We start from the raw sequence: 11,674 nt of genomic DNA, 5'->3' as shown, positions 1-11,674 counted from the left end.
TTCGTGCCCATCTGGGCCGCCTTGAGCCCAGCGGTGCTGCTGGCGATCTACATGACGCTGACGCGCGGATGGCGGATCACGACCTCCACCTTGGCTTCGGCCGCGCTGGCGACGGCCGCACTTGCCGTCGCTGATACATTTGGCGTGGTCAGTACGAACGGCGGGACGATCGCAAACATTTTCTTTCTCGCGATCATCGTCGCGGCACTGGGGGCCGGTATCGGAACCCTGCTGCGAGATCGGTTCAACCGTTCGACTTGACGGCGAACCGTGCATTTCTGTAGATGAACTGAATTATCCCGTCAGGAGTGTGTGCGTGGATCAGCCGAGCCCGACCGCCAAACTGCTTCGCGCAATCGGGATCGCGGCGCTGCTTTCCATCGGTATCTTCGTTACCTGGCTGCTGGTGTACGACCGCCAGTCGCAGTCGCAGGAGGCCCGGCAGAGCATCGCGCAAGGCTGGGGCGGGCCGCAGGTCGTCGGCGGGCCGGAGCTCTCCATTCCGTTCAAGGTGACCACGCCGCAGCAGACCGATCCGGCCGGTCGGGTGATTACGCCGGCCGGAACCACGGAGAAGCGGCTGGTCGTCGCACCCGCCGGCGTCGATCTTTCCACCCGCATTGCCCCCGAGCGGCGCGCCCGGTCGATCTACGAAGTGGTCGTCTATCGCGCCGCCACGCAGGGCCGCGCGACCTTTTCGGTGCCGGCCGACCTGTCCCGGCTTGGCGTTCCGGATGGCGCGCTTGAGTGGAACCGCGCCGAGGTTCGCTTCGGCGTCAGCGATCCGCGCGGCCTGTCCGCCAATCCGGTCGTCCGGGTGAACGGCCGGCAGCTTGCGCTCGGGCCCGGCGGGGGCACCAGCACGGTCGCCACCGGCTTCTACGCGCCGCTCGACCTGTCCGGCGCGACCGCCGGCCGCTTCTCCGTCGACTTTTCCTACATGCTGCGGGGCAATGGGTCCTTCACCCTTGCACCGCGAGCAGGCGATACCGCCTGGACCGTCCGCTCGCCCTGGGTCAATCCCAGCTTCAACGGCGGCTTCCTGCCGGAGCAGCGCTCCGTCACGAAGGATGGTTTCGAGGCGACCTATCGCATCGGCAACCTCGCGCTGGGCCGCTCGCTGCTATTCGTGGAAGGCACCGAGGCCCCGCCGCCGCCGCAGTCCCCCGGAGTCGAAGTCGCTCCGCCGGTGCGGATTCCCGGCGTCGCGGACGGTCAGATGGCGATGGCCGGCATCGACCTGATGGAGCCGGTCAATCTTTACAGTCAGGTCGACCGGGCAACCAAATACGGTTTCCTCTTCATCGGCTTCACCTTCCTTGCCTACCTGCTGTTCGACATCATCGGCGGAGTTCGCGTGTCGCCGATCGAATACCTGCTCGCCGGGGCCGCGCTGGTGCTGTTCTTCTTTCTGCTGCTGGCCTTTGCCGAAGTGATCGGCTTCACGCCCGCCTACCTCCTCGCCAGCGCCGCCATCGCCGGCCTCAATACCGCGTATTCCGCTGCCGTGCTGAAGAGCTGGCGGCGCGGCGCGGTGATCGGGGGCATCCTGCTGGCGCTGTTCGCCATGCTCTACATCCTCCTGAGCCTCGAAGCGTTCAGCCTGCTGATCGGATCGCTGCTGCTGTTCGCCGCGCTGGCCGGGACGATGTACGTGACCCGCAGGCTCGACTGGACCGGACAGCGGCGAATGGAAGCGGAGGCGCTTTGACCTCGCGGTGAAAGCCGCCTACCCGCGCCACCGACATGACCGATCCCATTCCTCCCAAGCGTATCTTCCCCGACGCCAAGGTCGACGCCGAGGCCGCGGAGCATATTCCGTCCTCACCGCAGACCGAAAGCCCGGCGTATAAGCTCGCCTTCCAGGACACGGACTTCCTGCTGCGGCAGGATCTGCGTCCGGTGCGCTTCCAGCTGGAGCTGCTGAAGCCCGAGCTGCTGCTCGACGAACAGCAGATCGGCTCGACCTTCGTGTTCTACGGCTCGGCCCGGGTGCCGGAGCCGGCCAAGGCGGACGCGGTGATCGCCGCTGCGCGCACCGGCAGGCAGCGCCTGATCGCCGAGCGACTGAAGGCCAAGTCGCACTATTATGAGGTAGCGCGTGAGCTTGCCCGGCTGGCCAGCACCACCGAGCGGGACGACGAAGGCAAGCGCCACTTCGTGGTCTGCTCAGGCGGCGGGCCAAGCTTCATGGAGGCCGCCAACCGCGGGGCCGAGGATGTCGGGGCGGAGAGCATCGGGCTCAATATCGTGCTTCCGCACGAACAGCTGCCGAACCCGCACGTCACGCCGTCGCTCAGTTTCCAGTTCCATTATTTCGCATTACGCAAGATGCACTTCCTGCTGCGCGCCCGCGCGGTGGCGGTGTTCCCGGGCGGATTCGGGACGTTCGACGAGATGTTCGAGCTTCTGACCCTGATCCAGACCGGCAAGGTTCGCCCGCTCCCGATCCTCCTTTATGGCCGGGAGTTCTGGAACCGAGTGGTGAACTTCGAGGCGCTGGTCGAAGAAGGCGTCATTTCGGAGGGCGATCTCGACCTCATCACCTGGTGCGAAACCGCCGAGGAAGGCTGGGCGGCCGTCGTCGACCATTACGACGAAAGCACGCCCGCCAGGGCAGCCGCCCGAGGCTGAAACCCCGGCGGCGCCCTCTTATCAGGCCGCCGATGCGATCTGGGTCGATCCGAACATCTGCGGCATGGCCTGAGCGTCGAAACCATAGGGATCGCCGCGGAAGACGACGCCGGTCGGGCTTGGCGCCACGGTCATGTAGGTCATGTAAATCGGCACCGGCCGCGGCAGCGGGATGACCTGCTCAGGCTGGTCGGACGGCTGCACGCCGCGCGGGAAGACCCACGACGCGAAGCGACGGTAATCCTCCAGCCGGACGCAGCCGTTGCTGATCCAGCGGTTGGTCAAGTTGAATTTTTCCTTGATCGGCGTGTCGTGCAGATAGATGCCGAAGTCGTTCGGCATCTCGAACTTCATCTCGCCCATCGAATTCCACGGACCGGGCTTTTGCCGGACGAGCATGGTCGGCTCCTTGCGGCCAGAGGCCACCGCCTTCCAGTTGATCGTCTTCGGATCGACCCGCTGCGGGTTCGGGCCCCAGTCGGACAGCACTTCGTAATGGAATTGCTGGAAATAGCCGGTGCCCATCTCGCCGACCTTCTTGGCGGTCAGGCTGCGGACCAGTTCGGGAGGCACGTGCCAGTAAGGGTTCGCCTTGGCGTTGCGCATCAGCACGGCCATCATCGGCGTCTTGGTCTCCGGCGCGCCGACGATGACCTTCATCCCATCGACCAGGCGGTCCCGGTCGAACAGATAGGTCTGGGCCGACCCGCTATCGACCACCACATAGCGATTGAAGGTGCCGGTGGTCGGAAGCCGCCACGCGCGCTCCATGTTGATCGCGATACGGCGTTCGTAATGTCCCGCGCCACGGTTCAGCGAGGCAATGGTCGCGCGCCCGGCGATCCCATCTGGATTTCCAAGGCCATGGACCTGCTGATAAGCGGACACCGCCTGCGCCAGCCGTTCATCGTAGCCGCCGGCCGCCGGCAGCCCGAGCCGCTGGCGGAGCGCCGCGACGCGCCGCCCGGTCGAGCCGCGCTTCAGCGCCGCGCCGGCAGGAATCTTGACCTGCGGCAGTCGGCCATAGGTTGCGCGATACTGCTGCAGCCCGCGCGCCAGGTCGAGGAACATGGGGTTGGGCTGATTGCGCCGCGACGCCGCCGGATTAAAGATCCGCGAAAGCCAGTTCTGCGGTCGCTGCTTCTTGCGGGCAACCGTGCTCATCTGCGGATCGACGTAGACGAAATCGATGCCCTGCTTGATCGACCGCGGCACCGCAACCGGTTCGTCGCCGCGCGGGCCGACTTGAGCAGCCGCCGGAGCCGATATCGCGAGCGCCACCGCGCTGAAGGCAAAAACCATGTTCTTCATAGGCTTAGCGCCGCATACGAGCAGCGCACTCCCTTGTTGTCCGTTACCAAACGCCCTGCCGAACCAAGCGTTGCGCTGACCTGAACGCGCTTCTTCTACCGCATGGCGCGCTTGTTCATGCGCATCTGCTTCTGCTTGCCGAAACGGGTCTTGCGGGTACCGGGCTTCCCTTCGGTCGAATGCCCCACCCGCGGCGCGGCGCGCTGGTGGTCAGGAATGCCGAGCTCGTCTTCCTCCAGCCGCCGGATCTCGTCGCGCAGCCGGCCCGCTTCCTCGAACTCCAGGTCCGCCGCAGCCTTGCGCATCCGGCTTTCCAGGTCGCTGATGTAGGCCCGCAGATTGTGGCCGACGAGGTGGGGCCGCTCGTCGTCGCCGGTGTCCACCACCACCCCGTCGCGGGTCGAGACATGGGCGATGATGTCGCTGATCTGGCGCTTGATCGTCTCGGGGGTGATGCCATGCAGGCGGTTGTATTCCTCCTGCTTTTCGCGCCGCCGGTTGGTTTCGTTAAGCGCCCGCTCCATCGATCCGGTGATGCTGTCGGCATAGAGGATCACGCGCCCGTCGACATTGCGGGCGGCCCGGCCGATGGTCTGGATGAGCGACGTCTCGGAGCGGAGGAAGCCCTCCTTGTCGGCGTCCAGGATCGCCACCAGCCCGCACTCGGGAATGTCGAGCCCTTCGCGCAGCAGGTTGATGCCGACCAGCACGTCGTAGACGCCGAGCCGCAGGTCGCGGATCAGCTCGATGCGCTCCAGCGTCTCCACGTCCGAGTGCATGTACCGGACCTTGAGCCCCGCCTCGTGGAGATATTCGGTCAGGTCCTCGGCCATGCGCTTGGTCAGCGTCGTCACCAGCGTGCGGTAGCCGACGCGCGCCGTCTTCTTCGCCTCGTTCACCAGATCGTCGACCTGATCCTCGACCGGCTTGATCTCGACCGGCGGATCGATGAGGCCGGTGGGGCGGATCACCTGTTCCGAGAAGACGCCGCCGGTCTCATTCATCTCCCACGGACCCGGGGTTGCGGAGACGAACACCGACTGCGGGCGCATCGCCTCCCACTCGTTGAAGCGCAACGGCCGGTTGTCGATGCAGCTCGGCAGGCGGAAGCCATATTCCGCCAGTATGATCTTCCGCCGATGATCGCCCCGCGCCATGGCGCCGATCTGCGGCACGGTCTGGTGGCTTTCGTCCACGAACAGCAGCGCGTTGTCGGGCAGATATTCGAACAAGGTCGGCGGCGGCTCGCCCGGCAGTCGGCCGGTGAGGAAGCGGGAATAATTCTCGATGCCGGCGCATGAGCCGGTCGCGGCGATCATCTCCAGGTCGAAGTTGGTCCGCTGCTCCAGCCGCTGCGCCTCGAGATAGCGGCCTTCCGCGTTCATCTCTTTCAGCCGCTCTTCAAGCTCGTGCCGGATCGCGCCCATCGCCTGCTTCAGCGTCGGGCCAGGGGTCACATAGTGGGAGTTGGCGTAGACCTTGACGCTGGCGAGGCTGGCGACCTTCTTGCCGGTCAAGGGATCGAACTCGACGATGTCCTCGATCTCGTCGCCGAAGAAGCTCACCCGCCAGGCGGTGTCCTCATAGTGCGAGGGAAAGATTTCCAGATTGTCGCCGCGCACCCGGAAATTGCCGCGGGCAAAGGCCTGGTCGTTGCGCTTGTACTGGAGCGCGACCAGCTTGCGGATGATCTCGCGCTGGTCGGCGCTCTCGCCCTTCTTCATCGAGAAGACCATGGCGGAGTAAGTCTCGACCGAGCCGATGCCGTAAAGGCAGGAGACGGAGGCGACGATGATCACGTCATCCCGCTCCAGCAGCGAACGGGTGGCCGAGTGGCGCATCCGGTCGATACCCTCGTTCACCGAGCTTTCCTTCTCGATGTAGGTGTCGGTCCGTGGGACGTAGGCTTCGGGCTGATAATAGTCGTAATAGCTGACGAAGAACTCGACCGCGTTGTCGGGAAAGAAGCTCTTGAACTCGCCATAGAGCTGCGCGGCGAGGATCTTGTTGGGCGCGAGGATCAGCGCGGGGCGCTGCGTTTCATGAATAATCTGCGCCATGGTGAAGGTTTTGCCGGAGCCGGTGACGCCCAGCAGCACCTGGCTCTTCTCGCCCTCGTCGCGGATGCCGCTGACCAATTCGCGGATCGCGGTCGGCTGGTCGCCGGCGGGCTGGTAGTCCGACTTGAGAACGAATCTGCGCCCGCCTTCCGCCTTTTCGGGGCGGGCGGGACGATGCGGCGTGAAGGATTCGCCGGTGTCCGGCTCGGCGAGGGAAGTGCGGATCTGGATGGCCATTGCGGGCGAATATGGGGTCGGAGGGCGCGGGGGGCAATTCGCGCCATGTCCTACGAAGTTTCCGAACTTTCCATGGTGAGGGTGTTTTGCTTTTCGCTGCGTCTGGGGTGAAGGCTTCAGGCTGGAGGATCGACGATAGCAAAGAGCCCGCGGCGGACCGCGCGGGAGGGTGAAGCAGCCGAAATCCTATTGTTCAAGGATCATCGTCACCCCGGCCTTGAGCCGGGGTCCGCCTTCACCTCTGGCCGATTGGTAACGGCGGAAAACCAAGGTCTTCGGCAAGATCGCGCCAAGTCGGATTCACGGCATTGACCAGCTCATACTTCCATTCCCGCAGCCAGCGCTTGACCTGCTTCTCCCGCCGGATCGCAGTGTCCATCTCTTCATGGCGCTCGAACCAGACGAGGCGTTTGATGCCATACTCTGCCGTGTAGCCGCCCAGTGCTTCGGTCCGGTGCTGATGGATGCGCTTAATCAGATCGGACGTCACGCCGGTGTAGAAGGTGCCGTGCGATGATCGGGCAAGCAGGTAGACGCAAAGTTCTTTCATGCGAGTGCAGGTGTGAAGGTGAAGGCAGACCCCGGGTCAAGCCCGGGGTGACGGGAGCGTGGTCGACCTGATTACCGCCACCGCGAGGGCGAGACCCCTCCGTCAGCGCTGACGCGCTGCCACCTCCCACAAGGGGGAGGAGCTAGGAGACGCTCGCTCCGTTCGTCAGATGTCAGTTCTAGGTGGAAAGCGGACATTCGTTCATCGCCTAGCTTGACCTTCCTCGCTCTGGCATCACCCGCGTTCAAACGGGGGTAAAGCATGACGCAACGATACGGATTATGGGGCGGCTTGGCGCTGTTTGCGCTGCTCCTCATCCTCCCCCCGCCCGCGTCCATGCCGATCCTCGCCTGGCGAACAACGGCGTTGGTCGCGTTGATGGCGGTTTGGTGGATGACGCAGGCGCTGCCGCTCACCGCCACCGCGCTGCTCCCCTTTCTCCTGCTCCCCGCCTTCGGGGTGATGAGCGCGACGGACGCCGCCGCCACTTACTACAGCCCGATCCTGTTCCTGGTGCTGGGCGGGGCGATCATTGCGCTGGCGATTGAGCGGACGGGGCTGCATCGCAGGCTCGCGCTGGCGATCGTAAAGCGGGGCGGGTCGACCCCGGCGGCGACGCTGTTCGCGTTCATGATCGCGACCGCAATCATCTCCATGATCGTCAGCAACACGGCGACGACGCTGATCATGATGCCGATCGCGCTGGCGGTGCTCCATGCCGCGCGGGTCGAGCCGGGGGAGACCGGCGGCTTCGCGGGGGCGCTGGCGATGGGGATCGCCTTTGCCGCCAGCATCGGCGGGCTGGCAACGTTGGTCGGATCACCCACAAACGCCATCGCCGCCGGGATCATCGAGCGCTCAACGGGCCTGCGGATCGATTTCCTCACCTGGGCGAGCTACGGCGTGCCGCTGGTCCTCATCGCCATTCCGCTGTGCTGGCTGATCCTGATGCGGGTCCAGCGGGTGCAATCGACCGACTTCGATCCCGCCGTCGCCATGCGCGCCATCGGTGAGGCGGGTCCGTGGAGCAGCGCGGAGAAGCGCCTCGTTCCCGTCATTGCTGCGGTGGTCGCGGCCTGGACCCTGCTGCCGCTGATCAATGACCTGTTGCCCCGGGACGTGCTGGTCGACGGCACGGTGGCGGTGCTCGGCGCGCTGCTGCTGTTCGTGCTTCCCGACGGCAGTGGGCGGCCGATCCTGACCTGGGCCGAAGCCAATCGCGCGCCGTGGGACGTGATCATGCTGTTCGGCGGCGGCCTCGCGCTGGCGGCCGGGATTGGCGAGAGCGGGCTCGCCGAATGGCTGGGCGTGGCGCTGCGTCCGCTCCAGTCGGTGCACCCGCTGGTGGTCGCATTGGTGCTGACCGGCCTCGTCATCCTGATCACCGAGTTCGCCAGCAACGTCGCCGCGGCCTCAGGCATCATTCCGGTGGTCGCCGGCATCATTGCCGCGACGGGGATCGACCCGATCCTGCTCGCCCTTCCCGCCGCCTGGGCCGCGAGCTGGGGCTTCATGCTGCCGAGCGGCACCGGGCCGAACGCGATCGCCTGGGCCACCGGGCACATCGCCCTGCCGCGAATGCTCAAGGCCGGGCTGTTGCTCGATGTGGCCGGCGTGCCGCTGATGGTCGGGACGGTGTGGCTGCTGGAGCCGCTGATCGGCTAGCCGGCGCGGCGCTTGCCGAGCCAAGCCTGCATCTGCGTGATCTCCTGCTGCTGTTCCTCGATCATCTTGGCGGCCAGCGCCTTGAGCTCGGGGTCGCGGCCGCGGACCAGTTGCTGCCGCGCCATGTCGATCGCGCCCTGGTGATGGGCGATCATCATGTTGGCGAAATCAACGTCCTGGTCGCCGGTCATCGGCGTAGACGAATGCTGCATCCCCGCGCCCGCATTGGCTTGCTCGGGGGGGGCCGGGACGTTGCTGCCGCAGGCGGCGAGGGACAGGGCAAGGGCGGCGAGTGGAAGCAGGCGCATGAATGATCTCCTTTGCGCGTCCGAACGCGGCAGGCGCGGGTGTGGCTCCCGGCGGCGTTAGCGGCTAGAGCGCCGGCCATGACAAACGAGTCCGAACTTTCCGGCGCGCCTTCGAAGCGCAGCCCCAAGCCGTCGCCGACCACCATCGGCAACCACAAGCTCAACGCTTCCACCCTGATGATGGGCTATGGCTTCGACCCGGTGCTGAGCGAGGGTTCGCTGAAGCCGCCGATCTTCCTCACCTCCACCTTCGTGTTCGAAAGCGCGGCCGACGGGAAACGTTTCTTCGAAGGCATCACCGGCAAGCGGCCGGGCGGCGCGGAGGGACTCGTCTATTCGCGCTTCAACGGGCCGAACCAGGAGATTCTCGAGGACCGGCTGGCCCTGTGGGAGGATGCGGAGGACGCGCTGGCCTTTTCCAGCGGCATGTCGGCCATCCACACGCTGCTGATGACTTATGTCCAGCCGGGCGACGTGGTGGTCCATTCGGGCCCGCTCTATGCCGCGACCGAGACGCTGATCGCCAAGATCCTCGGCAAGTTCGGGGTGAGCTGGATGGACTTCCCGAGCGGTGCGACCCGCGAGGAGATCGACGCGGTGATCGCCGCCGCCAAGGCCAAGGGCCGGGTGGCGATGATCTACCTCGAAAGCCCGGCCAACCCGACCAACCAGCTGGTCGACGTGGAGGCGGTGCGCGCCGCCCGCGACGCGGCCTTCGGCGAGGACGAGCGTCCGCCGATCGCGATCGACAACACGTTCCTGGGTCCGCTGTGGGCCAAGCCGTTGGCGCAGGGCGCGGACGTGTCGGTCTATAGCCTCACCAAATACGCCGGCGGTCACAGCGACCTCGTCGCCGGCGGCCTGACCGGCTCCAAGAAGGTGCTCGCACCCGTGCGGATGATGCGCAACACCATCGGCACCATCTGCGACCCGAACACGGCGTGGATGCTGCTCCGTTCGCTGGAAACGCTGGAGCTGCGCATGACCCGCGCGGGCGAGAATGCCGCCAAGGTGTGCGAATATCTGCGCGGGCACGAGAAGGTGGAGAGCGTCGGCTACCTCGGCTTCCTGGAGGAAGGCTCGCGCCAGGCCGACATCTACAGGCGGCATTGCACGGGGGCTGGGTCGACCTTCTCGCTTTATCTGAAGGGCGGGGAGCGGGAGGCGTTCGCGTTCCTCGACGCGCTCAAGATCACCCACCTTGCGGTCAGCCTTGGCGGGACGGAGAGCCTCGCCAGCGCACCGGCCGCCATGACGCATCTCAGCGTGCCGGACGAGCGCAAGCAGGCGCTCGGGATCACCGACAATCTGGTGCGCATCTCAATCGGCGTGGAGCACCCGGACGACCTGATCGCCGATTACGAGAACGCGCTGCGGGCGGTTTAGAATTCGTCATTGCGGGCGAAGCGAAGTAATCCAGGTTCCCGCCGCTGGATTGCTTCGTCGCTGCACTCCTCGCAATGACGTGATTTGGCCTAGCCCCAGTCCTCGATCCGCCAGCCGCGCGTCGTCGCGAGTTGGCGGAGCCGGGCGTGCGGGTTGACCGCCACCGGCTCATCGCTCCACTCAAATACCGGCGCGTCGCTGGCGTGATCGGAATAGAAGCGGACATGGCCGTGCTTTCCGGTCAGCCCTGACCGCTCGACCCAGTCGGCGACCATCCGCATTTTCGCCGGGCCGTAGCAATTCTCGCCGTCGATCTTTGCGCGCACCCGCTCATCGAGGCCGAGGACCGAGCCGGTCCCGATCGTGTCGTCAAAGCCCAGCCGCTCGGCGATGGCCGCCGCGTAGAGGCGATAGCTGGCGGTGGCCATGATCACCCGCCGCCCCTCCGCCTTGTCCCGCGCGATGGCGTCCCGCGCGCCGGGGCGGATGTTGGTCGCGACCTGCCACTCGGCGAAGCTCTGCACCAGCGGCTGCAGTTCGCGCGGGTGGATCCAGTGGCCGATCAGCAGGTGATGGTTGATCTCTTTCAGCTTCGCCCGGTCGATCAGCTTCAGCAGATAGGCCAGCATCGAGCCGACCACGAGCGGCAGGAAGACGAGGCGCCACGGTGCTCGGCGAAGCGCGCAGTGCAGCAAAAACGGCGTGTAGGTCGCGCGCCGGGTCACCGTGCGGTCCATGTCGTAGATGGCAAGATCCATCAGGCGCGCCCGTCGAGGATCGCGTTGACCAGCGTGTAATCCGCGGCCTTGTCGACATCGATGGCGGCGAGCGGATCGCTCATCACCACACCCTTGATGCGGATGCCAAGGCTTCGGCTGAGGCCTCTCGCCGTGCCATGGAGGTCGCGCACCCGCAGTACCGCGCCGAGGAACAGCGGCACGCCCATCTGCAGCAGCACGCGCCAGCCCTTCTTGCGATCCTGCTCGATCGCGCGCCAGCGTTCGATCCCGATCGCCGCGCGGGGATTGGTGAGCGCGAACAGGTTGGCGCCGCTGTAGCGCTCTCGCCCGAAGCGAAGCCAGGTCCGCTGCGCCTCGGGAAAGCGGTTCATCATGTTGCTACGGGCGACGAAGCCGACTGCCACGTCGCAATCCTCGGCGCCGGCCAGAAACTCCGCCACCATTGCCGGGGTGAGCAGCGCATGGTCGGCGGTGGTGACCAGCAGCGGGTAGCGCGTCGCCGGATCGGCGCAGATCGCCAGCAGGGTCGCGGCGATCGTCGCCTGAGACCGTTCCGCCTTCACGCGATCGTCGATGGGCAGCACGCCATCCAGCCGCGCCGGCTCCTGCCCGAGCACGCGGATGCACTCAATCTGCGGCTCCGCGAGCAGCGAACGGATCGGGCGCAGCACCATCGGCTCGCCCTTGATCGGAAGCAGCGGCTTATAGTCGCAGCCCAACGACCGGGTGAGCGGGTCGCCGCCGGGCCGCGAACCGGCAAGCAGCAGTGCGGTCCACGTCACG

At 66.1% G+C, this 11,674-nt stretch carries 11 protein-coding genes; 5 read left to right on the top strand and 6 right to left on the bottom strand.

What is annotated here, in order from left to right; genetic code table 11:
• The first annotated feature begins 3 nt into the window (after window positions 1–3).
• The 3 genes from AC4GYS_RS04975 to AC4GYS_RS04965 are packed head-to-tail and all read left to right on the top strand — an operon-like array spanning window position 4 to window position 2,634.
• Complete coding sequence (locus AC4GYS_RS04975) at window positions 4–261, top strand: hypothetical protein (RefSeq protein ID WP_491107984.1); 258 nt, start codon at window positions 4–6, stop codon at window positions 259–261.
• A 55-nt stretch (window positions 262–316) separates the two neighbouring features.
• Entirely contained in the window at window positions 317–1,711 is a 1,395-nt protein-coding gene (creD, locus tag AC4GYS_RS04970; protein WP_491107983.1) for a cell envelope integrity protein CreD, read from the top strand.
• 35 nt (window positions 1,712–1,746) lie between these two features.
• Window positions 1,747–2,634 carry an LOG family protein gene (locus AC4GYS_RS04965; RefSeq protein WP_491107982.1) on the top strand — a complete coding sequence of 296 codons (888 nt, stop codon included), beginning with the start codon at window positions 1,747–1,749 and terminating at the stop codon, window positions 2,632–2,634.
• 21 nt (window positions 2,635–2,655) lie between these two features.
• Here the strand turns inward: AC4GYS_RS04965 and AC4GYS_RS04960 are convergent, their stop codons facing one another.
• The 3 genes from AC4GYS_RS04960 to AC4GYS_RS04950 form a co-directional block, all read right to left on the bottom strand.
• The gene (locus AC4GYS_RS04960; RefSeq protein WP_491107981.1) at window positions 2,656–3,945 is read right to left on the bottom strand and encodes a L,D-transpeptidase family protein; all 1,290 of its coding nucleotides are present in this window, start codon (window positions 3,943–3,945) and stop codon (window positions 2,656–2,658) included.
• A 95-nt stretch (window positions 3,946–4,040) separates the two neighbouring features.
• Entirely contained in the window at window positions 4,041–6,242 is a 2,202-nt protein-coding gene (uvrB, locus tag AC4GYS_RS04955; protein WP_491107980.1) for an excinuclease ABC subunit UvrB, read from the bottom strand.
• 235 nt (window positions 6,243–6,477) lie between these two features.
• Window positions 6,478–6,792, bottom strand: coding sequence for a GIY-YIG nuclease family protein (locus tag AC4GYS_RS04950; protein WP_491107979.1), 315 nt, complete (start codon window positions 6,790–6,792; stop codon window positions 6,478–6,480).
• Between the two features lie 261 nt (window positions 6,793–7,053).
• On the opposite strand from AC4GYS_RS04950, the gene AC4GYS_RS04945 reads away from it, so the two are divergent.
• Complete coding sequence (locus tag AC4GYS_RS04945) at window positions 7,054–8,457, top strand: SLC13 family permease (RefSeq protein WP_491107978.1); 1,404 nt, start codon at window positions 7,054–7,056, stop codon at window positions 8,455–8,457.
• Here AC4GYS_RS04945 and AC4GYS_RS04940 read toward each other — a convergent pair.
• Window positions 8,454–8,765 carry a DUF305 domain-containing protein gene (locus AC4GYS_RS04940; RefSeq protein ID WP_491107977.1) on the bottom strand — a complete coding sequence of 104 codons (312 nt, stop codon included), beginning with the start codon at window positions 8,763–8,765 and terminating at the stop codon, window positions 8,454–8,456. The genes AC4GYS_RS04945 and AC4GYS_RS04940 overlap by 4 nt on opposite strands.
• Before the next feature lie 78 nt (window positions 8,766–8,843).
• On the opposite strand from AC4GYS_RS04940, the gene AC4GYS_RS04935 reads away from it, so the two are divergent.
• Entirely contained in the window at window positions 8,844–10,151 is a 1,308-nt protein-coding gene (locus AC4GYS_RS04935) for a cystathionine gamma-synthase family protein (protein ID WP_491107976.1), read from the top strand.
• 89 nt (window positions 10,152–10,240) lie between these two features.
• On the opposite strand, the gene AC4GYS_RS04930 is transcribed toward AC4GYS_RS04935, so the two are convergent.
• Window positions 10,241–10,909, bottom strand: coding sequence for an HAD family hydrolase (locus tag AC4GYS_RS04930; RefSeq protein WP_491107975.1), 669 nt, complete (start codon window positions 10,907–10,909; stop codon window positions 10,241–10,243).
• On the bottom strand, window positions 10,909–11,673 hold the full coding sequence (locus AC4GYS_RS04925; RefSeq protein WP_491107974.1) for an NTP transferase domain-containing protein: 765 nt from the start codon (window positions 11,671–11,673) through the stop codon (window positions 10,909–10,911). Before AC4GYS_RS04925 ends, AC4GYS_RS04930 begins: the two co-directional genes overlap by 1 nt.
• Window position 11,674: the final 1 nt, after the last annotated feature.

It is taken from the genome of Sphingomonas sp. SP1 (assembly GCF_058313395.1).
Note: the sequence above shows the minus strand (reverse complement) of the source record. Positions and strands in the feature narration are given on the sequence as shown.

Bases quoted from the DNA above. Each gene is read 5' to 3' on its own strand.
- AC4GYS_RS04930 (WP_491107975.1), bottom strand. From the start codon at position 10,909: ATGGATCTTGCCATCTACGACATGGACCGCACGGTGACCCGGCGCGCG.
- AC4GYS_RS04945 (WP_491107978.1), top strand. From the start codon at position 7,054: ATGACGCAACGATACGGATTATGGGGCGGCTTGGCGCTGTTTGCGCTG.
- uvrB (WP_491107980.1), bottom strand. From the start codon at position 6,242: ATGGCCATCCAGATCCGCACTTCCCTCGCCGAGCCGGACACCGGCGAA.
- AC4GYS_RS04940 (WP_491107977.1), bottom strand. From the start codon at position 8,765: ATGCGCCTGCTTCCACTCGCCGCCCTTGCCCTGTCCCTCGCCGCCTGC.
- AC4GYS_RS04935 (WP_491107976.1), top strand. From the start codon at position 8,844: ATGACAAACGAGTCCGAACTTTCCGGCGCGCCTTCGAAGCGCAGCCCC.
- AC4GYS_RS04960 (WP_491107981.1), bottom strand. From the start codon at position 3,945: ATGAAGAACATGGTTTTTGCCTTCAGCGCGGTGGCGCTCGCGATATCG.
- AC4GYS_RS04950 (WP_491107979.1), bottom strand. From the start codon at position 6,792: ATGAAAGAACTTTGCGTCTACCTGCTTGCCCGATCATCGCACGGCACC.
- AC4GYS_RS04965 (WP_491107982.1), top strand. From the start codon at position 1,747: ATGACCGATCCCATTCCTCCCAAGCGTATCTTCCCCGACGCCAAGGTC.